Origin of the sequence: Weissella koreensis KACC 15510 (genome assembly GCF_000219805.1) — a bacterium.
GTDB lineage: Bacteria > Bacillota > Bacilli > Lactobacillales > Lactobacillaceae > Weissella > Weissella koreensis.
The window spans coordinates 712994-739177 of sequence record NC_015759.1; the positions used below are offsets into that span (position 1 = coordinate 712994).

Genomic DNA, 26184 nt, shown 5'->3' on the forward strand with positions numbered 1-26184 from the left:
AATGAAATATTCCCATAAATTAAGTGACGCCGTACATATTTTAGCTTACGTTTATATTTATGCTGATGGAGATCTATCAAGTAAAGCTATTGCTTCAAGTGTTGAAACAAATCAAAGTATGGTTAGACGGATGATGTCGAATTTAGTGCGGGCCGGTTTACTCAACAGTCAACCTGGTAAAGTAGAAGTATCTTTAGCCAAAGCCCCTCAAGACATTAGTTTGCTTGATGTTTATCTAGCAATAGAAGACAATCATAATTTCTTACACATTGATGACAAGACCAATCCGCTATGTATCGTTGGTGGCAATATTCAGGAAACTTTGAATGATGTTTATAGTAAAATTCAAAAAGATGCTGAAGCAAGTATGTCAGAACACTCATTACAAGAGATCATTGATCAAATTCTAACCCTTGAAAAAAATAAAAATCGTTAATTTACTGCTAACATATTTCAGACATAATACTAAAAAGTACATTTCCTCAAACTAGAGATAATGTGCTTTTTTATATTAATGTTTGAAGAAATTTCCAACAATGAAGAACAAAACAAATTAAACGCTGCCTTATTTTTTAACATTATTATTGGATATATCGCCCTAATGAGCACTGGTATTCAACCATCTGATGCTCAACAAATATTTATTAGAAATATTAATCGAGTATTTGATTCTTTTTAAACTTTTATTTATAAAATTTCAAAATAATGGTCGGGTTCAGTTAGTAAAATTAACAGAAAAAGGCGACGTAAAGCTGAAAAAAGTCTCTTCTATATTCGATAGTATCTTGACTATTTAGATCCCAAAGAATGGTTTGAGTTATCTAATATCCTTGATAAATTAAATGATGGTATTCGTGATAATTTAAATTTGAACGGAATTCAAAATATTGGAACACGCATTATGTTAAGCCATTTGGATTGTAAAAATGAACAAGATCCAGAAATTAATAGTAGTAAATAACCAGTCTATTAGACCGGTATTTGCGCATATAATTTTATAAATTAAAACCCTATTCGTTGAATTCAATCGACGAATAGGGCCATTTTTTATATATTATTTTCCAAAAGTGCTTGTATTCATTTTTTCACCCGATTAGTCATCATGAAAGCAGGTATTAAAATCAATAATGAAAAAATTGTAGCATATAAAAATCCATATTGATACGCGCCAATTAATTGATTTGGCTGATTGACCGGATGTATCACGGTATACCCCGTCACTACGGTTGCTAGTACTGCTGCTCCAAAAGCCGAACCTACTTGTTCAAATAATTTAGCACCAATCGATGCTGCTCCCACATCAATTTTATCAATCCCTACATAAACGTCGGCTTGCAAGGCAGACTTAACTCCAGCACCACCAATTCCGCGAATAAACATGATTAACATTAATAACCAACTAGCTGTTGTTTGACCCAAATAAACCAAGGGTAGCGTTCCAATTACGGTAATAATAACTCCCAAGATAATAACGATTCGTGCACCGATTTGATCAATCATACGGCCAATCATTCCCCGCGCCATCAACATTCCTAAACTTTGCGGAATCAAAGCTATGGCAGCAATGATCAAACTATCACCTCGAACATCTTGAAAATAAAGAGGGAATAATAGCATCGGACCAGTAGTAATAAATCCAGCTAATAAATCACCAAGCATCGCCCCTGAAAAATTATGATATTTAAATAAATGCAGTGGTAAAACCACGGTATATTTTGTCTTCAAGGCGTAAAAAACATAAATTATGCTGGCTAGTAACCCTATTCCAACTAGGCGTAAAGTTGCTATTTGAAGAAAAGTTCCTGTCATACTAGCTTTGGTAATTCCTAAAATTAGGCTTACTGCAATCACCACTAATAAAGTTATTCCTAAAAAGTCAAAATGATCTAGCCGACGCTGTGGGCTACTTTTAGGTACCATCCTAATTAAACCGATAATCGCAATCATCACAATAGGCACATTTACAAAGAACATCCATCGCCATGAACTAGTCTGGACAATGAGCCCACCAAATATCGGTCCTAGCATCGGTCCTAGAGTCATAGGCACTCCAATAATGGACATAACTTGTCCCATTTTAGCGCCTCCAAATAATTCAACTAATAACGTAAACATAACTGTAATTAATAGGCCCGAAAATAAACCTTGAATTATTCGCATGCTAATTAACATATATATATTGGCTGATAATCCAGCTAATAGTGACGCTAATCCGAATCCAATTTCAGACCATAAATAAATCGTTCTTCCCGAAAAGCGATCCACCAACCAACTTGAGAACGGAACGGCAGCCCCCATCGCTAAAATGAAACTTATCATAACCCACTGAACTAACCCTAGTGAAGCTTGGAACTCTTGACCTAGTTGATTGATGGCAATATTAACCATTGTAGAATCTAGCATCGGTGCCATTGTTCCAAGTACGAGCACCCATGCTATCGTAACTAGCTCCTTTGGAAATTTTTGTGTTTGTTTGAACATAATTCTTACCTCAATTTTTAAATATATTTGTTTTTTAATGTTTCCTAGTCAACAAAATACATATTAAACCTTTTTGTTTCTTTGTCAACAAAATTGTTAGTAAATAAAAAACGCAGGTCTTATTCTGCGTTAGTTTGAGGTATTTAATTTGTGCATTTCTTGTTCAAAATGCTGATTTAATTTTCCCGCAAAATCAAGCATTTCATTCAATTCTTCTTCTTTAAGCAGATCAAAAATTTGCTGATCACGCCTCACAATATCAGTATGTAAATCTGCATGTCTTGCAAATAAATTTTTACCAGCCTCAGTTAATTTAAAATAACGTTCTTTTTTATTATTGGGGCGTTGAAAAGAAACTACCAAATCTTTATTAACTAATTTATTCATTAATTTAGTTACTCCACCACGTGTCATACCAGTTTCATCAGCTATTTTAGTTACATTCGGTTCATCCAAATGGCCCACCAAATCAACAGTTTCAACTTCTACATGGGTATAACCCGTGAACTGATTAGTCACCACCGCCCGATTTAAGCGCATGAAATTATTCACTACTTCAATATAGGCCGACATAAATACATCTTCTCGATTTTCCATTGTAATGTCCTCTAAAATCATTATACAAAATTGTTTCCCAATAAACCAAATTTCATTATTTTAAATTACACAAATTAAACGTCAAAAAAGCCTAATACCATTTAAATGCTATCAGGCTTCTTATTTTTAATATCAATTAAATCAAACTACTAAATAAAACTACTGTTTTAACTTTATTCAGCTAAATATTGATCAAATAATTGGATATATAATTCAATGAAATCCAAATACATTTTTTGATCAACGTATTCATTAGCGGTATGCGAGGTCGTATTTCCTGGTCCAAAGACAATAAACGGAACATTATCATCCTGATCGCGCATCAAATTCGAAGCATCTGTGATTCCTGGGGATGCTAAGACTGGAATCTTCTCACCGGCATACTTTTCACCAATCGTTTGTGCCAAATGGATCAAATCATTTTCCTTGGTTGAAATCACAGCAGGTTCATCCATCATTACTTCATAGCTGATATCTGCCTGCTTTAATTCAATCGGCAACATTTTAGCCATATTTACATCATAATTTTGATTACTTTTTTGTAGTTCTTTTTTAACGATTGCGTCAAATTTATTCAATACATCTTTTCCATTAAATTCTGGAATCGTTCGAATATTGATCTGAGCTTCGGCAGATTCAGGTAATGAATTAACTTGGACCCCACCCGCTAAAATATCAGTATTTACTGTTACATTCCCTAAGACTGTATTAACGGGAATTTCAGCGGCTCTAAATTCTTCATTAACGGCCGCCAAAATACTAATCACTGGATCAAGAGCATTATAACCAAAGTTTGGCATTGAACTATGTGAAGCCGTTCCCTTCGAAGTCAATTTAATATCAATTGATCCTTTTTGGGCGTACGCAATTTGATATCCAGATGGCTCTGCCACTAGGAGAGCATCAACATCTTGCATATATCCTTTTTCAAAAAATAGTTGTGATCCTTCTTCACCAACTTCTTCTCCTAGCGTTGCTAATAAACGTAGTGTCCCACGAGCTGGCTTATTTTGTGCTTTCATTTCAATCATAGCAATGACCAAGGCTGCCAAACCGCTCTTCATATCTGAAGAACCACGGCCATATAATTTTCCATCTTTTTGTGTCAAGGTAAAGGGATCGCTATTCCAATCATCTAAATTACCAGGATCAACTACATCCATATGTCCAGTTACAGCCATTACTGGTGCGCCAGTCCCAATTTCAGCTACTAAGTTAGCTCGACTTTCACCAATCTTGATAATCTTAGCTTCAATATCATATTGCGCCAAAATTTCTGATAAATAATTTGCTACATCCAATTCATGTTCGTTAACTGATGGGATTTCCACCAATTTTTTCAAAATATCAATTCGTGCTGATTCATTTAAAAGTGCCATATTCAGTATGCCTTCTTTCTAAATTTCACTTAACGCCAAAATCCATTAACAGTTCTACACGTCCATTCTAACACTTCATTTTTTTAAATAATAGCTATCAAAAATTTACTTTCTATGTCCTTTAAAAATTTCTTTTTTTCGCAGATTCAATCCCAATGAAGCAATTGAAAAACCACAAACTAAGCCAATCGCAATCACCAATGTATTAAAGACTCCTGCCACTCCAGCATTAATATTTCCCTTGGTAAAACTGGTCACCGTTTCAAATGCCATTCCCCCTGGGACCAATGGAATTAAGGTACCCACGTAAATCATTAGTGAAGGAACCTTCTTTCTTTTAGCAAAAACTAATCCAACTACCCCAATCAAAAAAGCTGCAACGATATTCGCTAGAAAAACATTATCAATGCTTTGAACTACAAAAAGATATGTTGCCCACGAAATGGCTCCCGTGAATCCAGATGATAAAAGAGCCCGTTTTGGAACATTAGCAATTACACCATAAAAATAACTTGATAAAAAAGCTAACCCAATTGAAATATAATCCATTATTTTATCCTCCAAACACTAGCTTGATCATGAAATTACCTGCCGCTGCCCCAAGTGATAAAGCAACTAATGCAAAGATGGCATCAATCGATCTAACAATCCCCGAAATGATTTGGCCATCTACGATTTCCCGTAAAGCATTCGTGATCGCTAATCCTGGGACTAGAGGCATAATTGCTCCAAAAATAATATTATGCATTCCTAATTTTGGGAAAACACTAGCCATGACTCCTGCTAATAATCCAATCATCATACCCCCAACAAATTCACTAAAATATGTATTTAAGCTGAGTTTGTTAATTTGATTAAAACAAAAATAAGAAAATGCTCCAACTAAAAACATTGCCAAATAAGCATTGGGATTCGCCTCATTCACTAATAATGGGGTTAAAGAAACCATTCCGGCAGCGAGTACTTTTTGCCATCCTTTAAATGAAATTACTTCTTTCTTGATTTTTTGAATTTCATTTTTAAATTCATCAAAATCCATATCATGGCTAGTAAGCTTTCGTGAAAAGTTATTGACCTCATCCACAGTTTGAAGATTAAAACCTGATAATCGCGTTTTAACAACCTTTGTTGCTATGATTTGATTAGCTGAAATAGAAACTGACGTTAAAGTTACGATACATGTCACTGGCAATTCTAGAGCAGTTCCAATATATTCAATTGTTTCTTCGATCCGAAATGATTCTGCCCCACCTAGTAATAATAAAGATGCCGCATCGGCCATTACTTCCATTCTTTCCCGAATACTTTGTTCACTTTGTTTATTATCCATACCTTCATCCCCACATCGGTTTATTTCATTAATTTGAATGCTTTACTAATAATTTGATAACAGTCACTTTATAAAAATAACTTTAGTCTCCAATATATTCAGAAACCACCTTATTTTTATTTAAAAAAATGGCTAGCCAAGGCTACCCAGATCAAAACATTTTTTATATTTAGTCTCTTACAGCCTTAATTATCCCTTTCAATTAAGATTACATAATAGCTTAAAGATTCGCTTTATACCCTCCTTTTTCAGTTCTTGGAAGAATGATCAACCATATGATTTTTATTCATAATCATAAGACACACTTTTACCACTCATTAGTACCGTTTATTTTACACTTATAATATGCCATTGTTTCGTAATTTACTAGTTATGATTTTTATATTTAATTTTCTGCATTATTAATAGTCTTTTTTTCATATGGAACATATTATTTAATTAATAACCTAAAATGACGTTAGTTGTAGATTTCATTTTCTAACTAAAAATTAACCCAATGAAAAAAGTCTCTATATCTTCAATACCATTCCAATAAATTGAGTACACAATACTAGTATTTAGCACAAATTCATTAATCAATCCCAATAATCAATTTTGCCAGCTCAAAGTTTTATTTATATCGAAATAATTGAATATATTATTTTCAATCTTTCTGTTCAAAAAAACGTTTCACCCCATTGACACCGCTTTCAAAGCTGGTTATGATGAACTGATAGATTATATTACTATCTTTAAATAAGGAAAGGATCAAATCTTATGACAACTTATGCAATTACTAGTGTAACCGGCCGCTTTGGTCAGGTTGCAATTAAACAACTCAACCAACTTATTAACCCTGAGGATAAAATTATTGGGCTAGCACGTAATGTTTCAAAAGCTAAAGCTATGGTTCCCGAAAACGTTATCGTTAAAAAAGGGGATTTCAATGAACATACTACCTTGCAAGAATCATTAGTTGGGGTAGATAAACTACTATTTATTTCATCACAACCGGGACAAGCTGTTAGTCGCAGTACCCAACACCTCAACGTGGTGAACGCAGCTAAAAAGGCCGGCGTTAAGTTCATCGCTTATACTAGTTTTCCACATGCTGACACTGCTAATACTCCCTTAGCTATGGACCATCAAAAAACAGAAAAGGCGCTGCTTGATTCTGGAATTAAAACTTCATTTTTACGCAATAACTGGTACTTAGAAAATGAACTTATGACTCTTAAAACTGCTGCTGATCAAAAAACATTCGTTGATGCAACTAATAATCAACTCGTTGGATGGGCCCTAGAGAAAGAATATGCGCAAGCTGCTGCTGAAGTCTTAACATTGGCAGATCCCAAATCTATTTATGAATTATCAGGTTCTGCACGTACTTACACAGACCTCATCAATAATATGGATGCTAATATTAATGTAAAAGAAGCTTCCCTTAAACAACTTAGTTTTGAGCTAATTGCTGCTCATTATAATGAAGACCAGATTAACGGGATTATTTTTAATCAAACCCTTATCTCTGAAGGCGCTTTAGCTCAAACTTCATCAGATCTTACCGAATTATTAGGACACCCGCTAACCAATATAAAGGATGCCTTAAATCAACTATTAAATTAGTTATAAATTAAGGAGATAATTACCATGTATCAAGCAGATCCTAATCGCTATCAAGAAATGGAATACCGTCGGACTGGGCATAGTGGCCTCATGTTGCCTGCACTTTCATTTGGATTATGGCATAATTTTGGTGAAAATAATAAATTTAATAATATGCAACAATTAATTTTTACTGCATTTGATCATGGGATTACTCATTTTGATCTAGCCAATAATTATGGTCCTACTCCAGGCGCTGCTGAAATTAATTTTGGTAAAATTTTACACCAAGACCTTAAAGACTATCGGGATCAATTAATTATTTCAACTAAAGCTGGTTATGAAATGTGGGATGGGCCTTATGGAAATTGGGGTAGCCGTAAATCGTTACTCAGCAGCCTTGATCAAAGTTTAAATCGTCTGCAATTGGATTATGTTGATATCTTTTATCATCATCGCATGGATCCTGAAACACCATTGGAAGAAACAATGTTAGCTTTGGCTCAAGCAGTAAAAAGTGGAAAAGCCTTATATGTCGGTCTTTCCAACTATGATGGTCCAACGTTGCAACGGGCAACTGAACTTTTAGATGATTTAAAAGTTCCATTCATTATCAATCAGAATCGATATAATCTATTGGATCGCACAGTAGAAAAAAACGGGCTATTAAGCAGCGTTGATGATCTTCAAAAAGGTCTGATTACCTTTAGCCCACTTGCTCAAGGTCAATTAACTAATCGTTATCTCGATGGAATTCCTGCTGATAGTCGAATTGGTCATGATCCACGCTTTTTGAACGCTAAAATGTTAACATCAGACAAATTAGCTGCCATTCAAAAATTAAATACAATGGCAGTTGAACATGGAATTACTTTAGCTGAAATGTCACTAAAGTGGCTACTTCAAAAACCAGAAGTCACAAGTGTCTTAATCGGTTCAAGTAAACCCGACCAAATTATTGATAATATCGGCGTTTTAGCTATTGCTGATTTAACACCAGTAGAATTAGCAGAAATTGATCGTATTTTAGCTCCTATTATTAAATAATGGTTATCAAATTAAAAAACTTACCTAAAACGTATTTTATCTAGTGAAGTATTAATCTTCATCGGATAAGGTATGTTTTTTGATAAGTTCTAACATTTTTTTATATTTTAACGAATAAATTAATAAATTTACTTCGAAAGGTTTTATTACTAAACATAATACCAAAACCTAATAACACGATTCCTAATATCATCCAGTTCATACCATGTGGTAACGTCAGGTGCCCAAAGAAATAGCCAATAGATGTAATAACTAAGGCCCAAGCTAGACTAGAGCCTGCCGCCAAACCAATATATGATTTAAAATCCAATCCCAAACGATGCACAGTCAAAGGGACTAGCGTTCGTACGAATGGAACAAATCGACCAGCAAAGACAAATAGAAACCAGCGTCGGTGATTAAAATGATATGTTAAATTTTGAAAAATTGGTCCATTTATATGTCGTTCAATATAACCAATTCGACTAACTTGGCGTGCTAGCCATGCTCCAAAATAGTAGTTAATTGCATCACCTATCCATGATGCAATCGCAAAGACAGTGATTAACATCAATAATTCACCAATATTATGATGAATTCCGGCGATGCTTCCAGCTGTAATTAAAATTGTGTCTCCTGGGATAAATCCGGCAAAAATTGCCCCAGTCTCTACTAATATTAGAATAAAAAGAATTGAAAATTCAATCCAAGTGAATGTACCTCGGACCGCCATCATCTGATTAAACCAGTCGAGTAAGTTATTTGTCATCAGAAATGCACCTCAATTCTGGCAATTTCCTTTTATTATAATGCTAATAGGTTAAAATTAAATTAAATATGTTTTCCGAGGTGTATTAATAACTATGTATATTACAAATAATGAGACTAGGCCTTTGAAAGGGTCTGAAACAATTATTTTTTTATTGTTAGGTTTATTTTTTAATGGCTTGGGCAATGGGTTAGCAGTGGCTACTAATATGGGATCAGCCGCTTGGACCGCTGCTGCCACTAACTTACAATCCTTCACTGCTATCCCCAAAGGATATTTTTTGTTTACTTTTGGAATACTAGCAGCACTAACTTTAATTGCTTTAACTAAACAAATATCTTGGCCTCACCTTTTAGGCAATTTAATTTTTGTAAGTTGTTTTAGCTATCTAGTTAACTTTTCTAGTCAAATTTTTGCGCCAGTCATTGACGCCCCCCTCTGGCTCAGAATTATTATCGACTTAATCTCTATTGTCATGGTTGGGACAGGAGTTTCAATCACCATGCGGGTAAATGTTATTACTCATCCCCTTGATGACTTAGTTCTTTATACTCGTTTTAAGTATCTAAACGGGAATGTGTTTTTGGCACAAGTAATCAATTTCACCCTTCCAATTCTGATGTCTCTCTTAATTTGGTACATATCTGGGACTATTAAATCGGTGAATTTAGGAACATTAATTTCATTTTTTGGACAGGGAATTGTCATCGGTTGGGCTGACACCCATATGATTAAACACCTAACTTTTAGGAAAAATTTTTAAAATTACAAACAAATCAGCATAATAAAGCCGAGTTAGTTTTCAATCTAACTCGGCTTTATTTTATTAATTTAATTTACTGTAATTGATCCATTGCGTCATTTAGCAATTGATCTACTAATACATTCCCAGCACTAGTTGCATGACCCTTAACCCAAATAAATTCCAAACGTTGGGCGATCGGTTGAATTAATTGATCCACCTGTTGCCACAACTCTAAATTCGCAATTTGGCCGCTACTTTTCTTCCAACCGGCTACCTTCCAGTTGTACATCCAATTAGTGGCAGTATCCAAAACATATTTTGAATCACTCACAATTACGACCGGTATAGCTGTTTTTTGGGCTTGTTGTAAACCATGAATCAATGCTAGTATTTCCATTTCATTATTGGTACGACCAAAAAAGGCTTCCGCATCCTTAAACAAAGGATTTTTTAAATCGTTTCCTTGATAAATAGCCAAAGCCCATGCGGCTTTATCTGTCGCCTTGACGTGTCCACCGGAAACATTACCAGTATTGCGACTACCACCATCTGTAAATAAATAATATTTTTCTGGATTTGTTTCAAACTGGCCATCATAGGCAATCGTATATTGTCTTGAACTTAAATCTTGTCCTGCTTTTTGTTCCTCAAACCAAGTTTTAGCCTCAGTAGCTGTTGTAAAGCCTTTATAACGAGGTGCTGGTTTGGTTTGTGTGTACTTCTGTACAATACTCCAAGGCTTTGTATAAAGCCCCTCATATTGATTACCGATAATCGCATACGTTTTCAATTTTAAAGCTCCTATCATCTCTACTTATTAGTCTGTTTCTTTTGTAAATACTTTTCAATTGTCTTGATAACACCTGAATGCTGATTATCAGCCATCGCTGGTGGAAATTGTTCAACAATCACTGGATCTCCATTCGACATGGCATAAGGCATTTGGGCTATTTTCAACATCTCCAAATCATTCAATCCATCACCAAATGCCATGATCCAGGGCTGATCTTGCTGGTAATATTGGGCTAAAATTTGAAGTCCTTGAGCTTTATTGACCGTCGCAGCAATAACATCAATTGATCCATAACCTGATGTTGTAACATAGACTGACGATCCTACTTGATTTTGAATAAGCTCAATCAATGCTGGGACAGCCTGTGTTTCAACCCCAAAAGTTAATTTAACAATCCTATCATGAATTTCATTGACCTGCTCCACGAAATAACTTACTTGGTCCTCACGCTGAAAAGTATTTTTTTGATGGTTTAAATTTCGATGTTTTCTCAACATAAACTTATGATTCAAGCCGACAAAAATAACCCCTTTTTCAAGATGCATTTTTGAAATAACCTGCATAACTTTTTCCATAATTATAATTGGTATTACAGCTTCCTGTAATACTGTACCATTCGCTGCAATCACTACGGCCCCATTATTAGCCACAATATCAACTTGGCCCCAGACTGGTGCGAAACTTTTTTCTAACATGATCAGATCACGACCTGTTGCCAGTACAAAATGATTATCTTGAGAATTAATTATTTGAACTAATGTTTTGAATCGATCCACATCATACTCTCTTTGATTATCAAAAAACGTTCCATCTAAGTCACTTGCAAAAAAATCACCAGCCATCATCCAGCCTCCTTTTCATGTTAAAATATCTAAATTATCCAATTAAGACTTCTTCTTCTGGATATTCAATATGTATATCTTGAGCATGAACATTCAATACTGAAAACATAACAGTGTACAGACCGACTCGACCAATAAACATAACAGTCATAATAATGACCTTCCCCACACTAGAAAGATTTGGGGTCAAACCTAAAGTTAGTCCAGCCGTTGAAAAAGCAGATACCACCTCAAAGACGTAATATTCGGTTCCCCGACCCTTAGGCAAGGTTTCTGTGATACTAAGGAAAAACGATGCTAAGAAAATAAAAATAATCGCCACAATTGCCAACATTAAGGCCTTATTAACGGTCTTTTTTGAAAACTGACGATCCCTAAATCGAACCGATTCTTGCCCCCGCAAGGAAGCCCAAACCTGTGCTATTAAAATTCCCGCCGTTGTCGTTTTGATTCCTCCAGAAGTTGATCCAGGAGTCCCAACAATGAACATCAAAAAGACAAACGTCATAAAGCCGGCATTTGAAATTGTATTCATTGGTACAATTTCAAATCCTGCCGTTCGTGGAGTGATAGCAACAAACAAGGTATCAATAATCTGGTTAAACCATCCATTTGCTTGGTTAAAAGTTCCCGTTAGTGTATCTGAAATCAAGAATCCAACAAATCCGATCCCAATAAGCCACGCTGAAACTGTCAACGTCAAACGAGTGTGTAAACTAAAATTATGTCTTTTCCGTTTTGAAATGATATCTCGCCAAACTAAGAATCCTAATGATCCCGCTAAAATCAATAACATCGTTACAATTAAGACGTATGAGTCACTTTTAAATTGACCAAAAGGAGCATCGAAAAAGACAAATCCGGCATTAGCGAAGGCTGAAATCGAATGAGCAATGGAATAATAAATTCCCTTCATCCATCCAAATCGAGGAATAAAATCAAACGCTAGTAATACAGCCCCTAACGCTTGAATTATAGTTGATAAACGTAAAACATATTCAAGAATTGAGTGTACGTCTGAAAAGCTTTTTAAATTTAGGGCCTGCTGTGCAAGCATTCGTGATCGCAAATCCAATCGTCTTCCAGTCAAAGTAATTAATAATACCGCAAATGTCATAAATCCCAACGCCCCTACTTCAATCATCATTAAAATGATGATTTGTCCAGGCAGAGTCCACGTAGTAGCAGTTGGTAATGTATTTAGTCCCGTAATAGTCGTCGCTGAAACAGCAGTAAAAATGGCGTCAATCAATGGCACATGCGTATGAGAATGATGCATCCACGGCAGAGTTAACAATAGGCTCCCCATAAAAATAATTAATAAGAAACCCAATGTTAAAATTTGTGGTGGGGTCATTTTTTTAGCAATTTTTTTCATTTTCCATACCCGTTTCTAAATTTATCCTGTTCACCTAAAATTATAACCTAATTACTTTATTCTAGCTCTTTGTTAATAAATTGTGTAAAACTTTAAAATTTAGTTATCCCCACCTGTGTATAAACTGTTAATAACTGTCGATAGTTTTCAACAATCTATATTTTTAACGTGTATAATTGTGTTTTTATGTCAAATAAAGCAATATACTTTCTTTTTATAAATCCTTTTATGAAGCCATCTAAATCTTGATTGTATTTTATAATAGAGATGTTAAAAACCACATTGCTAATTTTATTTAATTCAATTTTAATGTTTTTTAATACTGTTAATAAAATGTTCAAATTTAAATATGAGATACCGCTTACAACGTTAAAACACGTTCTTTTATACTTAATATGTTAATATCGTTCGTCTTTTTATAAAGGCTATTATATTAATGCACATATTAATGATTAAATTTAACTTTATTAACCTTTACAAAGGTTGTTATAATAGGCTTCAAATAACTTTTCCACAGAGTTACTAACAACTGTGGATAATCATTAAAAGGTTTAAATTAACAAGCTATAAACCGTGTTATAATTGAAAACAATGTAAAAAACATACAATATTTATGTGTGTAAAAGTAACAAATCAACTTCTCTACAGAATATACCATCTTAAGGTTTAAATTGATTAGAAAGCGTAAAAATATATGAACATCAAAATTATCACAGTGGGAAAATTAAAAGAGCAATTTCTTAAAGATGGAATTGCTGAATATGCCAAACGTTTATCAAAATTTGCCAAATTTAATATTATTGAAGTTCAGGATGAAAAAGCACCTGAACAATTATCAGAAACGCAAATGCAACAAGTCATGGCAAAAGAGGGTGAACGAATTCTTAGCAAAATTAAAGACAAGGAATATGTTTTTGTCCTCGCTATCAAAGGAAAGGAACGAACTTCTGAAGCTTTAGCTCATGAAATCGATCAATTAGCTGTTACTGGACACTCCGATATAACTTTTGTAATTGGTGGTTCTTTGGGAACTGATCCATCAGTCAATCAACGTGCCAATACTCTAATTAGTTTTGGTAAATTTACCCTTCCACATCAGTTGATGCGCTTAGTATTAACTGAACAAATTTACCGTTCATTTATGATTAATATTGGATCCCCTTACCATAAATAGCTGCGTCTTTTTCTGCTTTAATGGGATTATTCGCCCCTAAATCCAAATTCATTAAAGCTTGGGAACCCGCGCCAAACATTGGTTGCGGGTCTTTTTTATGTCCTACTTGATCGTAATTTCAAAAGTTTATATTTTTTATATATTTAGGTGTCATGTATGACCTCATTTGATCATCACGTCTTTCAAAAAACGTCAAACACATTGGCAATTATACGTTTTAGCTTTATTTAGATCCTTTATGATTATTTTTGAGTCCTTTTCAATCAGTCTTTCAGCCAATTGTCTCGAATTACCCGTTATTTCCCGACGTTCCCCGTTAAAAATCCCGCCAAAATAAAAAAACGGGATCCCTGAAGTCTTGATATTACTGACTTCGTTCTGGATTTCCCATTTTCCCGTTTATTTTTATACTTAAATACAATTGTAGTCAACGTATTATCAAATCACTCTGGTATTAAGCTCACTTCATTTATAAATTAGAAAGCTTTAATTTATAAAGGCCTTACCTAATATATAATATTTTCATACTTAAAATTTTTTTGTTCTAAATATAACATAACCAATAAATAAAAATATTATAATATAACCAAATCCTCCATACAGCATTTGCATATTACTCAGTTTTGTCATGTTATGATATGATTCGTAATTATAATATTGAGTCGTTAAATGCGTTGCTATATTTAATGGATTCCAACGAACGATACCTATTAAAGAATTATAACGATATATAATACTATTTGATATTCCACTTCCCATAAATACAATTAAAACACTCAAAGTTGTTACAACCTCGCTAGACTTTATTAATATAGATAATAAAAATACACAACTAATTACAACCATAGTGGCTATAATATCTAAAAAACTTGTTTTTAATAAATTGATCACTAGCGGTTCATTATACTGATAAATATCTATCCATGAAAAAATACTTTTATTTAATAAAACAATAGATAAAATCATTGTGTATATGACAGCAAATAAATGTATAAATATATCGTATAAAAAAAGTACAAACACCTTGGCAAAATATGCTACATTTTTATTTTTTGATTTATACAATAACTGCCAAATAGTATTATTTTTAAATTCCATAGAAAATATTGTTGATCCAACTAAAATTAATAAAAATGGAGATATAGTATCTAACCCGAATTCACCCATTATTAATAATTTACTATAATCATTTCTAAGAGATAATCCTAAAAAAAGCATAAAAACAAACAATACTACTAATGAAACCCAAGTTATTTTTCTTTTGGACAACTTAATTATTTCTCTTTTTACATTGATAATCATTTTAATTGCCTTTCATTAATCAAATTTTCCGATTCTTAAATAAGAAATAACCCAAATAGATGAATAATATTGTATAAATTATATTTCCCAAAATTAAATTCAAACTAGATAACCCACTGACATATTTGAAATCGGGACTATTTAGTTTGCTTATTATATATATCATATTCAATGGATTCCACTTTAAAATACTATGTAGGAAGGGAATAAGTTGTTCTATAAATCCCGAAATGGTCGTTCCAATAAATCCTATAAATAAACCACAACCAACAACGGCAATATTTGATTTTAAAATAGATAATAAAAGAAAAGCCAGCGATATCATAAAAAATGAATATATTAACGTCCCAGATAAATTTATAATCAGCTTATCAATTTGATCGATATTAACTGATAGTCCAAATATATAACCAAATATCACCGTAATTATTAATGAAAATAAAATCAATAAAACACTATATATACTAGCTATAAATAATTTATTAATATAAATAGTTAATTTATTATCATACTTGTAAAATAAATTGATAATCGTTCCATTTTCATACTCCATATCAAGAAAATTTCCGGAAACCATCATAATAATAATAGTGATCCATTGAGTACTCCCAAATCCCGACTGAAAAGATAAGCTTATATTATTAGTAGTTATAGCAAAATAACTCATTAATGCTATTAACATTACGAAACCCCATCTACTCAAATTTTGTTTAAAAAACTTTTTAAATTCATTTTTTAATTTAATATAATTGTCCATGTTCATTCCCCTTTTTAGTGGAAATTAACTCAATAATTTTATCTTCAAAATTAACATCATTCTTTTCTAAGTCTATGATATATACTTCTTCCCCTATTAAAATTCTCTGAGCCAAAATAACATCATCTGTACTGATAACAAAATAATTGTCTCTTAACAAAAAATTGATACCCTTAGCTTTAAATATGTCTATTGTTCTTTTAATATCACTAGTAATAAGTTTGACATGACTATTATCTATAAACTCATCAACTGGTTTATTTAAAATGATATGTCCATGCTCAATTAAAATAATATTAGTCATGATCTTCTGTAACTCTGAAAGAATATGACTAGAGATCAAAAATGCCTTACCATTTGTCGAATAATCTTTAATAATATTTCTAATCAGTATTGTTGATTCTATATCTAAGCCATTCATGGGCTCATCGAGAATAACCAAATCAGGATTATTTATCAAAGCCATAGCAATTCCTAATTTTTGTTTCATTCCTAATGAATAATTTTTTACATTATCATAAATATAACTACTCATACCCAACTTTTCTACCAATTTAATTATCTCGACTTCTTCATCACAATATAATCGTATATTTTCATATCCTGAAAAGAATGGATAAACTGCCGGATGTTCGATTAATGCTCCAACCTTCTGCAAACCACTGTGACTATTTTCAGTAATCGGAATATCTTTGAAAGTGATTTCTCCAGTAAATTTTGTTAGCCCTAAAATAGTCTTCATGATCGTTGTTTTACCAGCACCATTAGACCCTACTAACCCAACTATTTCTCCAGGTTCTATTTTAAAAGAAACATCTTTAATTATTTTTTTCTTTCCAAAATATGTATTAATATTTTTAATATTTAACATTTTAATCTCCCAAATCACTTCACGTTAGGTTCATACGTTTCATATAGCACAGAATGAATATTATACCTTATGTATGATTTAATATATTTAAATGATTTTTTACAAACATAATAAATAACTATTATCCCTAACATTCCCAATCCAAAATATAAAAACGATTCACCTGTTTCTATAACTGTAAAACTTTGATTTTTAAAAATGAACAAATATAAATTCCAAAATGGAAAAGCAACTCCAACTAAAATAAAGAAAATAAAAATTAATAAAAAGCTTAGGATCGGAATTAAATATGGAATTAAAAAATAGTTTAAAGTTAGCACCCCAACTAATGCCATAAAATTTAATTGTTTTTTAGTAATCATCCTATTTTCTCCGATAATTCTTGAAATAGATTCATTATATAATTTTGACAAATCTACCAATGCTAAAGCGGGAGGTAACGGTTGTGCTTTTTCCCAATGAGATACTGTTTGTCGAGTCACATTTAATTCATCAGCTACTTCTTGTTGCGTCAATCCTTTTTCTAATCTAATAGACTTCAAATTATTTTCCATAAATAGCTTCTCCTCATACTCATTATATATTCCTAAAATGATAATTTGACTAGCAAATTATTTTTAACATACCTTATATAAAGGCATTTTATAACTAAATTATAAATATATTCATTTAAAAATGAAGCAAAATATATCCTAATCAGATTATATTAATATTTTAAAAGCCGCTCTATTAGTACCTATTTTTACTAATCAGTTTAGATTTATTTCGAAATATATAATTATAATGATATGAGCTTTTTTATCTCGAATTACCCGTTATTTCCCGACGTTCCCCGTTCAAAATCCCGCCAAAACAAAAAAACGGGCACGATGAAGCCTTTTTATACCTGGCTTCGTTGGCAGTTTCCCGTTTTCCCGTTTATTTTACCGATAATATATAGATATTATTTGACTATTAGATTGATCCTGATTTTAGCTGAGTTCATTTGTTTTACAATTCGTTCATATAGTCCAACGGACTCTAATGTCTCTAGTTGCCAGTTCAATCCAAAACCACGCACAAATCGAGATAATGGATGTGCAGGTTCTTTAGTATCCTGTGCTACCAATACTTTGATTTTATCGTTAGCTTCTTGATCCATTAGCCGCTCTAAAAATGTACGTAATCTAAATCGTGAAATTTCTGATTTATCAGTCAAAGCACCAGTCGCAATGACAATGTAGTCTTGTTTTAGTGCAGTTGTGACTAGTTCATCCATACTATTATCTGTATACGCTTCGCGTAATATTTTCTCATTCGCTTTATTTCCTACACTCTTTGAAAATAAATTGCCTACTACGACACCACCTCCTCCCAATTTAAAGACGGCATTTTGAATCAACATCCCAGTCATATCATCTGACACTAGCTGTTCATTAGCTGGATAGTTACTTAATATGAAATAGCTTGGTAAATCACTATCCCACTGCCTGCTTTTCCAGAATATGTGTTCGCCCTCTCTTTTTTGACTTAGCTTCATTGCGACTTTTTCAATTGTTTTAGCCATTGTTATTTACTCCTATATCCTTTTACTTTCATATGCAATATCGCCCTTATAAAGGACCACATACCCTAATATCGATCCTTTTACGTTGTAATATGTAGCTATGGTGACTATTTCATTCTTATTGATTAAGATGGTTTGAGAATTAATCTTTACTTTATCCACACCTAATAAAAAAGCTGGAACCATTGTTGGCTCCAGCTCACTTATTTCAATCAATATTTCTTCTGGTTTTAAGACTTCAATTGTATGGATATGTTCCCACCCAAATAGTTCAATTACTTGGTTCATCAATACTTTATATAGCTTATTATTCATATTTTACCTTTTTCAATTTGTTTGATTACTCCTATAATCCACCTACGGGTGTATCCATACCTTTCTGATTCTTTATTTATATCTATTTCTCCATGTTCGTATTTATCCTTCAGAATTAGTTTCATGGCTTCAGGGCTATATAGATGAACCGGCAGGTTAATCTGTTGTCCGCTAAGCTGTCTGAATATCTTCATTAAGCCAAGTTCATCGCCTTCCAACGCCATTAATATATCCATATAGACTGCATTCAATGCGTCTTTATCTATTTCATCATAATATTTAGCCTGTTTGATTCTGATCACTTCCTTATTTTTTAGTATCGCTCAAAATATTAATTAATTCTGTCGCAATTGTGATTAAGACTTTTTGACCTACTCTCATTAAAACATCCATTCTTTATCTCCTTCCTTACGTGTAGCAATTAGTTGATTATCTTTGATCAATGCCAATCCCAAAGGATTGTTTGAAGGAATATCTACAAAATTAACTACGATACTTTCAAACCCTGCACCATTATTCAATTTCAGATATGAAACCACATACTCCATAATATATTCACTGTCACTGCTGATGAAATCTGGTAGTTCTTCACATCCAAGTTCGTCCGCAAACATGACTATTGATTCCATTGGATAATCCTGCCTTGATACAATACCTTTATCATCACATATCATATTGATGCGTTCGTTCAAAATTTGTTTTAGTTTTACTTCTTCCATAGTTTTACCTCCTTTTAGGCACAAAAAAAGAGCTAAGCAAATTACACTTAGCTCTACTTCAACTTTATTAGAATATATAGATATATTCTGTATTCGTTACAATTTTTTATTGAGTTTATGAATTTCATACATTCTCATCAAATTCATTTTCCGGAACACAGAAATTTCAAAATGTCTTTATCAAAACTCATATCAAATTTATATTACTTCATACTTTCAATTTTACATTTCTGCAAATTTTCGTTCTATCTTTTTCAACCATTTTTCTCTTTTTTCAGGCTTAACCATTTTAACCATGTTGAAACTGACCCACTTAACGTTCTTCATACCTGATTTTTTAAAAGTTCCCTTTATCAGTGCTTTTTTCAAAGCATTACCATAGCTAAACTTATACATTACTTTTGGAGTATTCATTGTTGTAATAACTGTTGTAGACTTTAACTTTGGTAAAAGACTAACCATACTAAAACCATTCTTCTTGTAATCATATGTTAATCCAGGATATATGACCTTATCAATAAATCCTTTTGTCATTGCGGGCATTAATTCCCACCAAATTGGAAAAATGAAGACCAAGTGATCAGCTTGATGTATTTTTTCTGCATAGCTGATGGCCATTGGATCAACTGCTTGATGTTTTACAAAACCTAATAGATCATTAGAATTCATTACAGGATTGAAATTTTCTTTATCTAAATCGATAACTTCATACTCTCCGTAATTATTATTTATTCCTTTGATCACTGATTCTAAAATGGCATGGTTATAACTACCTTCATATGGATGATTGTAAATAATTAATGTTTTCATAATTGATTCTCCCTTATTACTTTGCACCTGTATCATAAGTTAAAATCAAATTATTGTAATTAACATAAGATAATCAATCATTTAATTCTATTTTTTATTCTACTTAAAGAAACCGGCGTAATTCCCAAGAAAGATGCTATATATTGAGCCGGTACACGTTTGATCAATTCACTGTTTTTTTCAAGCAAGGAAAGATATCTTTCTTCAGGAGATTCTTTAATTCTAGATAAAAAATACTCAGTATAAACAATAAAACGTTCAGATAGTTGATTCATCATAATTTTAAGTAGATCTGGTGAATCAATTAATAATATATCTAACTTTTCTTTTTCCAAAACTAAAACATCAGTCTCTTCGATTGTCTCGATCGAAAAAACACTAGGATTTTTCAGATAAAAGCTTTCATAAGATGATACTACCTGTCCTTCAAAGAAAAATTGGAAAGTTATTTCCTTACCATCGTCATTATTCCAAAGGCGTATTGCTCCCTTTTCAATAAAATATATTTTATCAGCTATATCTCCTTCAAAAAGCAAAGTTTTATTTGCAGCAAAACTTTTTTTATACCAATAATTTTTTTCTTTATCGTTAATTGAATTAATTATATCCATTAAATTATTCATGAATACCTCCATTTAATGTAACTTATTTACCTATTTTATTTAACATTATTAAAAGTAAAATATACGTTAATAATCATATTAGCATTTATCGAATTTCTTTATCTATTTCAATGATTATTTCTTCAAGCATAGGTTAAATACATTAATTTAAAATTTGTTTTAATCTATTTTTCTAAATCAATATTTTATCATTTTTTACAAAAAAAGAGCCAAGTGAACTGGTCCACCGACTCTCATACTATTACTTACACATTAACACCATATATTATCCAGTCATTACAAATTATTTAGTTATGAATTTCATACAATCTCATCAATTTCATTTTCCGGAACATAGGAATTTCAAAATGTTTTTATCAAAACTCATATCAACTTCATACGACCTCATATTATATTAAAATCAATCATGAATAGAGCGATACCATCAATCCAAATATAGATCCAAATACACCATCATATTATTTAGGAACTCCTTACCCTTCACCCTGCGTCTTTTTATATTTATACATAGGACTTCTTAGTACAGCTTGAATACAAATTCTCCACCAAAAAAGGGCGAACCCTTGAGTTCGTCCTTTTTATCTGCTTCTTTCAATTCGTCTACCAACTCGATCAATCATTTGGCTACATTAAATGATTATGCATTAATTTTTGGGTACGATGTTTCTGCTGTTAATAAATCATTAGATGGAATTTCAGTTGATGAATTCGAAACACATAATCCCATAATCATATCCACTTCTAGAAAATTTTTGATACTTTAGATCTTTGGACAAGTTTTGAATAAATAAAAATACACTTATGATTACCGACTGGCCTGTTCATAAGTGTATTTTTTTATTTTATCAGTCATTGAAATAGATCTTTATGAGTACCTATTCTAACTAATCTAATAATGGGGTTAGTTTTATGTGGAATGTATATTACGACTACATCTACCTGTCCATCTGATAGATGAAAATCAAGGTTACCATTATATAAGCCTCCACGATTATCTAACCCATGAGGATTATATGAATCTGGCACAGTCCCATTAATTTTTAATTCTCGTAATGCAACTTTGAATTCAGATATCAATTCAGGATTGTCTCTCTTGAATACTTGATAACCTTTTTTAAATTGTGGATCTGGTTTTAGGATAAAGTCTGACGTTCTTAATTATCGCTGCCCAAGTGATTTATCAAATCATCAACATTATCAAATTCCGGTGAATTATCTGGAATCAATCCTATTTCCCTTGTCTGGGCTTCGATTAACGCCTTATGAGTTGTCTCATTAGGTATCCCTTTTGGGACAATCACTTCAAAAGGAATCTTATTTTGAATCACAAATTGTTTAGCGGCCATTACCAAATAGTCATTTAGACTTAGTCCTACTGCTTTTAAGCGTGGTTCTAATTCATCGCGTAACTCATCATTCAGACGAATAGTTGTTGGTATTATTGCCATAATATTGCACCACTTTATTCTTTATATATTAAACCAATGACTTCATAATTTATTTTAACTTTAAGCCAATGTTATTTTGACACGTTTACCTAACGCATTAGCAATTTCAGTGAATTTATCAATCGTGACATTGTCACCTTTTTCAATGTTAGCAACCGTTTTTTGACTAGTTCCAGCAAGGTCTGCTAGTTCTGATTGAGTCAATCCTGCTTCAGTTCGCGCATTATATAAGACAATTGCAGTTTCAAATTTATCACGAATGTTCTCGTAACCATTTGCCCACTCAACATCTTGTTTTTTTTCTGCTATCAAATCATTAATTTTCATTGTCAGACCATTCCTTTCTAAGTTCAATTGCATGCTTAATTTCACGTGCTGGAGTTTTTTGTGTTTTCTTTGTAAAGCCATGTGTGATGATATATTGTCCATGTTCAACGTGAAAATAGATTGCCCGTTGAATATTTCCACCAGTCTCACTTCTCAATTCGAAAAGATTGTTATCTAGTTTTTTAATCCATTTAAGTTGCCTTGCAACCATTAAACCTTGTTCTTGCGTTTGTTCAATTGTCATAAGCATTTTTTGCTGATCACGGTCAGGTAATGCATTCAGCCATTCTAAAAATTCATCATGTCCGTTAGGTCGTTTATATGTTTCAAATTCTACATTTTCCATATCTTGATTATAACCTATTATTTCTTTTTTAACAACATACGTTATATATTTCAAAATTTTATGTAAGACGGATTAATGTAAAAAGCATGCATAAACAGTTACGTACCAGCATCTATGTGGCCACTATACTGATAATATTTGTTTAAAAAAAGCAGCCATTTCTAATAAGGATCCCCATAACTGCGTCTTTTTCTGCTTTAATGGGATTATTCGTCCCTAAATCCAGATTTATTAAAGCTTGGGAACCCGCGTCAAACATTGGTTGCGGGTCTTTTTTATGTCCTACTTGATCGTAATTTCAAAATTTTATATTTTTTATATATTTAGGTACCATGTATGACCTCATTTGATCATCATGTCTTTCAAAAAGCGTCAAACCCATTGGTACTTATACGTTTTGGCTTTATTTACGTTCTTTATGATTAGTTTTGAGTCCCTTTCAATCAGTCTTTCAGCCAATTGTCTCGAATTCCCCGTTATTTCCCGACGTTCCCCGTTCAAAATCCCGCCAAAAAAAAAAACAGGATCCCTGAAGTCTTGATATTACTGACTTCGTTCTGGATTTCCCGTTTTCCCGTTTATTTTACCGATAATATATGAATATTTTTCAATTAGTTTTTGAAGCATTATCTTTTGTATCTTTTTCCTTATGATCAGATATTAAGCAACCATCAGGTCCACAAACACCTGTTTCATTGTCTGTACCAATTATATCAAAATTATTATAACTCATAATGAATTCTCCTCTAATTGAACTTGTTTAAGGGCCTTAACAAAAACATCATATGGTTGAGCACCACTAATACCATATTTATTATTAATTACAAAAAATGGTGCCGCATGAATTCCTGATTGTTGAGCTTCAATTTCATCAGCTATTACATCTTTATGATATTTATCTGAATTCAAAACATCTAATATATCTTTTTCATCAAGTCCCGCTATGATAGAAGCATCAAATAAAATTTTATGATCAGCTATTGATAATCCATCGCTAAAGTAAGTTTTATAAAAACTACTAATAACTCTTTCAGTTAATTCTGGGTCATGTTTACTTTCTGCTAATTTAATTATTCGATGGGCATCCACCGTATTAGTTGGAACAACACTATTGATATCCATTGACAATCCATCACCATGTGCCATTGATTCAATCTGTTCCATTTGCGCCCTTGCTTGCGGTTCAAGGTCTCTATTACCATGTGTAAAATGATTAATATATCCTTCATTTGTTTCTTTGGGAGATGTTGGATCTAATTCAAAAGATTTGAATTCTAATTGAGTTTTATCGTAAATTCCGATTTCCTTCATTGCTCTCTTCATACGATTTGATCCAATATAGCAAAATGGGCAAGCAATGTCTGACCAATATTTAATTTCCATAATAAATTCTCCGGCTATTTAGTAGCTGCAAACTCATGTTTAAATTCTTCAATATACTCAAACGCATTTTGCCCAGCAATACCACCATCACCAACTGCTGTTGTGATTTGGCGTAATTTCTTCTTACGAACATCACCAACTGCAAAAATTCCAGGAATTGAAGTTTCCATTTCAGAGTTTGTTAAAATCCAACCTGAATCGTCAGTGATATCAAGGCCTTGAAACATACCCGTATTAGGTGTGTTTCCGACATATATGAATACACCTGAAGTATTAACTACTTTATCTTCACCCGTTTCAATATCGAAGGTCTTAACTCCTGTAACATGATTTCCGTCACCAATAATTTCAGTAACACTAGTGTTCCAAGTGAAATCCATTTTATCATTTGTAAAAGCACGCTCTTGAATGATTTTTTGTGCACGTAATTGCTTTCTACGATGAATAACATTAACGTTTTCAGTAATATTTGCTAAATACAGTCCCTCAGAAACAGCAGAGTCTCCACCACCAATTACGGTTACATCTTGATTTTTGAAGAAAGCCCCATCACAAACTGCACAGTATGAAACACCTCTGCCTGAATATTTATCTTCACCTTCAACATCTAATTTACGATTAGTGGAACCAGTTGCAATAATCACTACTTTAGAATCAATTATATCGTCATCAATTTGAATATGTTTAATATTATGGTTATCTACTGTAAGACTCTGAACATCGCCATAAACAAAATTTACACCTGCATTAGTTGCACTTTCGTACATTTTTTGACCAAGTTCAGGTCCTTTAATTGAACTAAATCCCGGATAATTTTCAATGTCGTCAGTATTGTTCATCTGCCCTCCATAGATTCCTCTATCCAGCATCGCCACATTCAAATTAGCGCGGGCTGCATACATAGCAGCAGTCATTCCGCCAGGTCCTGCACCAATTACTACTACATCATATTTTTTCATGCTTTAAACTCCTATTAATCGGCTATATCACTTAAAAAAGCCTCTACATCTGATTTTGATTTTCTGTCCTTGTTTGCTAAACGCCCAATCTCTGTCCCGTCTGAGTAAACAACAAAACTAGGAATCCCATAGACATTCATTTCTTGAGCTAAATCAATATTTTCATCACGATCTACTTGAATAAATTTATAATCTGAAAAATCAGATTCAATTTCTGGCAATTTAGGTTTAATAAAACTACAGTCGGGACACCATGTTGCCATAAAAACCAAAACATATTTTCCATCTTTTAATCTATTTTCCAATTGTGACTTATCTATTACTGGTAATTTTTCCATAAATATATCCTCTAATTTGTATACTGAGCTAAAATATTTTTTAGTTTATCTTTAGAATGCAATCCAACTAGTTCTTCAACCACTTTGCCATCTTTTTTAATAATTAAAGTTGGAATTGACATAATACCAAATTCGTTAGCCGTCTCAGGATTAGCGTCAACGTCCATCTTTGTAACTTTGACATTATTTCCTATTTCTTTATCTAATTGCTCAACGATAGGGCTCTGCATTTTACATGGGGGACACCAATCTGCCCAAAAATCAGTTAAAGTAATACCGGTACTAGTTTCTTGCACAAAATCTTTATCATTTAAGTTTTTAATCATTTTTTACTTCTTCCTT

34 protein-coding genes are annotated in these 26184 nt (G+C 32.6%); 6 read left to right on the plus strand and 28 right to left on the minus strand.

Features of this window, described 5'->3' with window-relative positions; all coding sequences use genetic code 11:
* The first annotated feature begins 1 nt into the window (after position 1).
* Entirely contained in the window at positions 2 to 436 is a 435-nt protein-coding gene (locus WKK_RS03465) for an Rrf2 family transcriptional regulator (RefSeq protein ID WP_013989467.1), read from the plus strand.
* A gap of 78 nt (positions 437 to 514) precedes the next feature.
* Positions 515 to 679 carry a hypothetical protein gene (locus tag WKK_RS07205; RefSeq protein WP_013989468.1) on the plus strand — a complete coding sequence of 55 codons (165 nt, stop codon included), beginning with the start codon at positions 515 to 517 and terminating at the stop codon, positions 677 to 679.
* Positions 680 to 1077: 398 nt separating this feature from the next.
* Here WKK_RS07205 and WKK_RS03470 read toward each other — a convergent pair whose 3' ends face one another.
* From WKK_RS03470 to WKK_RS03490, 5 genes are all read right to left on the minus strand, one after another.
* A complete protein-coding gene (locus tag WKK_RS03470) occupies positions 1078 to 2481 on the minus strand; it encodes a DHA2 family efflux MFS transporter permease subunit (RefSeq protein WP_013989469.1) in 1404 nt (467 codons plus the stop codon).
* A 129-nt stretch (positions 2482 to 2610) separates the two neighbouring features.
* Positions 2611 to 3078, minus strand: coding sequence for a MarR family winged helix-turn-helix transcriptional regulator (locus WKK_RS03475; protein WP_006846135.1), 468 nt, complete (start codon positions 3076 to 3078; stop codon positions 2611 to 2613).
* A gap of 173 nt (positions 3079 to 3251) precedes the next feature.
* Complete coding sequence (locus WKK_RS03480; protein ID WP_013989470.1) at positions 3252 to 4457, minus strand: ArgE/DapE family deacylase; 1206 nt, start codon at positions 4455 to 4457, stop codon at positions 3252 to 3254.
* Positions 4458 to 4562: 105 nt separating this feature from the next.
* Positions 4563 to 5006, minus strand: a complete 444-nt coding sequence (locus WKK_RS03485; protein ID WP_013989471.1) for a threonine/serine exporter family protein — start codon at positions 5004 to 5006, stop codon at positions 4563 to 4565.
* Positions 5007 to 5010: 4 nt separating this feature from the next.
* On the minus strand, positions 5011 to 5787 hold the full coding sequence (locus WKK_RS03490) for a threonine/serine exporter family protein (RefSeq protein ID WP_006846138.1): 777 nt from the start codon (positions 5785 to 5787) through the stop codon (positions 5011 to 5013).
* A gap of 756 nt (positions 5788 to 6543) precedes the next feature.
* On the opposite strand from WKK_RS03490, the gene WKK_RS03495 reads away from it, so the two are divergent.
* On the plus strand, positions 6544 to 7392 hold the full coding sequence (locus WKK_RS03495) for an NAD(P)H-binding protein (protein WP_013989472.1): 849 nt from the start codon (positions 6544 to 6546) through the stop codon (positions 7390 to 7392).
* Between the two features lie 24 nt (positions 7393 to 7416).
* On the plus strand, positions 7417 to 8418 hold the full coding sequence (locus WKK_RS03500) for an aldo/keto reductase (RefSeq protein ID WP_013989473.1): 1002 nt from the start codon (positions 7417 to 7419) through the stop codon (positions 8416 to 8418).
* A 100-nt stretch (positions 8419 to 8518) separates the two neighbouring features.
* Here WKK_RS03500 and WKK_RS03505 read toward each other — a convergent pair whose 3' ends face one another.
* Positions 8519 to 9166, minus strand: coding sequence for a DedA family protein (locus WKK_RS03505; RefSeq protein WP_013989474.1), 648 nt, complete (start codon positions 9164 to 9166; stop codon positions 8519 to 8521).
* Positions 9167 to 9260: 94 nt separating this feature from the next.
* Between WKK_RS03505 and WKK_RS03510 the strand changes: the two genes are divergently transcribed.
* Positions 9261 to 9929: a DUF6198 family protein gene (locus WKK_RS03510; protein WP_013989475.1), complete on the plus strand. Its 669-nt coding sequence runs from the start codon at positions 9261 to 9263 to the stop codon at positions 9927 to 9929.
* Positions 9930 to 10002: 73 nt separating this feature from the next.
* Here the strand turns inward: WKK_RS03510 and WKK_RS03515 are convergent, their stop codons facing one another.
* Genes WKK_RS03515 through WKK_RS03525 form a run of 3 tightly spaced genes read right to left on the minus strand, consistent with a single transcriptional unit; the run spans position 10003 to position 12924 of the window.
* Complete coding sequence (locus tag WKK_RS03515; protein WP_013989476.1) at positions 10003 to 10701, minus strand: ribonuclease H family protein; 699 nt, start codon at positions 10699 to 10701, stop codon at positions 10003 to 10005.
* Between the two features lie 20 nt (positions 10702 to 10721).
* Positions 10722 to 11546 (minus strand): HAD-IIB family hydrolase, encoded by an 825-nt coding sequence (locus WKK_RS03520; protein WP_013989477.1) that lies wholly within the window; start codon positions 11544 to 11546, stop codon positions 10722 to 10724.
* Between the two features lie 34 nt (positions 11547 to 11580).
* Complete coding sequence (locus tag WKK_RS03525; protein WP_013989478.1) at positions 11581 to 12924, minus strand: TrkH family potassium uptake protein; 1344 nt, start codon at positions 12922 to 12924, stop codon at positions 11581 to 11583.
* Between the two features lie 694 nt (positions 12925 to 13618).
* Here WKK_RS03525 and rlmH point away from each other — a divergent pair.
* On the plus strand, positions 13619 to 14098 hold the full coding sequence (gene rlmH, locus WKK_RS03530; protein WP_006846146.1) for a 23S rRNA (pseudouridine(1915)-N(3))-methyltransferase RlmH: 480 nt from the start codon (positions 13619 to 13621) through the stop codon (positions 14096 to 14098).
* 528 nt (positions 14099 to 14626) lie between these two features.
* Here the strand turns inward: rlmH and WKK_RS03535 are convergent.
* From WKK_RS03535 to trxA, 19 genes are all read right to left on the minus strand, one after another.
* On the minus strand, positions 14627 to 15400 hold the full coding sequence (locus WKK_RS03535; RefSeq protein ID WP_013989480.1) for an ABC transporter permease: 774 nt from the start codon (positions 15398 to 15400) through the stop codon (positions 14627 to 14629).
* 19 nt (positions 15401 to 15419) lie between these two features.
* The gene (locus tag WKK_RS03540) at positions 15420 to 16157 is read right to left on the minus strand and encodes an ABC transporter permease (protein ID WP_013989481.1); all 738 of its coding nucleotides are present in this window, start codon (positions 16155 to 16157) and stop codon (positions 15420 to 15422) included.
* Entirely contained in the window at positions 16141 to 17028 is an 888-nt protein-coding gene (locus WKK_RS03545) for an ABC transporter ATP-binding protein (RefSeq protein WP_013989482.1), read from the minus strand. The genes WKK_RS03540 and WKK_RS03545 overlap by 17 nt, the downstream gene beginning before the upstream one ends.
* A 14-nt stretch (positions 17029 to 17042) precedes the next feature.
* Complete coding sequence (locus WKK_RS07000) at positions 17043 to 17582, minus strand: helix-turn-helix domain-containing protein (RefSeq protein WP_013989483.1); 540 nt, start codon at positions 17580 to 17582, stop codon at positions 17043 to 17045.
* Between the two features lie 389 nt (positions 17583 to 17971).
* Complete coding sequence (locus WKK_RS03555) at positions 17972 to 18574, minus strand: DUF1643 domain-containing protein (protein ID WP_013989484.1); 603 nt, start codon at positions 18572 to 18574, stop codon at positions 17972 to 17974.
* A 12-nt stretch (positions 18575 to 18586) separates the two neighbouring features.
* Complete coding sequence (locus tag WKK_RS03560) at positions 18587 to 18862, minus strand: hypothetical protein (protein WP_242821433.1); 276 nt, start codon at positions 18860 to 18862, stop codon at positions 18587 to 18589.
* 23 nt (positions 18863 to 18885) lie between these two features.
* A complete protein-coding gene (locus WKK_RS03565; RefSeq protein ID WP_158306223.1) occupies positions 18886 to 19125 on the minus strand; it encodes a hypothetical protein in 240 nt (79 codons plus the stop codon).
* 144 nt (positions 19126 to 19269) lie between these two features.
* Positions 19270 to 19608 (minus strand): hypothetical protein, encoded by a 339-nt coding sequence (locus tag WKK_RS03570; RefSeq protein WP_013989487.1) that lies wholly within the window; start codon positions 19606 to 19608, stop codon positions 19270 to 19272.
* 222 nt (positions 19609 to 19830) lie between these two features.
* Complete coding sequence (locus WKK_RS03575; RefSeq protein WP_013989488.1) at positions 19831 to 20418, minus strand: NAD(P)H-dependent oxidoreductase; 588 nt, start codon at positions 20416 to 20418, stop codon at positions 19831 to 19833.
* Between the two features lie 77 nt (positions 20419 to 20495).
* Entirely contained in the window at positions 20496 to 21041 is a 546-nt protein-coding gene (locus WKK_RS03580; protein ID WP_013989489.1) for a Crp/Fnr family transcriptional regulator, read from the minus strand.
* A gap of 849 nt (positions 21042 to 21890) precedes the next feature.
* Positions 21891 to 22181: a type II toxin-antitoxin system RelE/ParE family toxin gene (locus WKK_RS07085; RefSeq protein ID WP_081461282.1), complete on the minus strand. Its 291-nt coding sequence runs from the start codon at positions 22179 to 22181 to the stop codon at positions 21891 to 21893.
* Positions 22182 to 22195: 14 nt separating this feature from the next.
* Positions 22196 to 22489 (minus strand): type II toxin-antitoxin system RelB/DinJ family antitoxin, encoded by a 294-nt coding sequence (locus WKK_RS03590; RefSeq protein ID WP_013989491.1) that lies wholly within the window; start codon positions 22487 to 22489, stop codon positions 22196 to 22198.
* Between the two features lie 60 nt (positions 22490 to 22549).
* On the minus strand, positions 22550 to 22816 hold the full coding sequence (locus tag WKK_RS03595; protein WP_013989492.1) for a helix-turn-helix domain-containing protein: 267 nt from the start codon (positions 22814 to 22816) through the stop codon (positions 22550 to 22552).
* Complete coding sequence (locus WKK_RS03600; protein WP_013989493.1) at positions 22806 to 23162, minus strand: type II toxin-antitoxin system RelE/ParE family toxin; 357 nt, start codon at positions 23160 to 23162, stop codon at positions 22806 to 22808. Before WKK_RS03600 ends, WKK_RS03595 begins: the two co-directional genes overlap by 11 nt.
* 607 nt (positions 23163 to 23769) lie before the next feature.
* Positions 23770 to 23895: a hypothetical protein gene (locus tag WKK_RS07275; protein WP_013989495.1), complete on the minus strand. Its 126-nt coding sequence runs from the start codon at positions 23893 to 23895 to the stop codon at positions 23770 to 23772.
* Positions 23892 to 24545, minus strand: coding sequence for a DsbA family oxidoreductase (locus WKK_RS03605; protein WP_013989496.1), 654 nt, complete (start codon positions 24543 to 24545; stop codon positions 23892 to 23894). The genes WKK_RS07275 and WKK_RS03605 overlap by 4 nt, the downstream gene beginning before the upstream one ends.
* 14 nt (positions 24546 to 24559) lie before the next feature.
* A complete protein-coding gene (gene trxB / locus WKK_RS03610) occupies positions 24560 to 25504 on the minus strand; it encodes a thioredoxin-disulfide reductase (RefSeq protein ID WP_006846163.1) in 945 nt (314 codons plus the stop codon).
* A 14-nt stretch (positions 25505 to 25518) separates the two neighbouring features.
* Complete coding sequence (locus WKK_RS03615) at positions 25519 to 25842, minus strand: thioredoxin family protein (protein WP_013989497.1); 324 nt, start codon at positions 25840 to 25842, stop codon at positions 25519 to 25521.
* Between the two features lie 11 nt (positions 25843 to 25853).
* A complete protein-coding gene (trxA, locus tag WKK_RS03620) occupies positions 25854 to 26168 on the minus strand; it encodes a thioredoxin (protein ID WP_013989498.1) in 315 nt (104 codons plus the stop codon).
* Positions 26169 to 26184 lie beyond the last annotated feature (16 nt).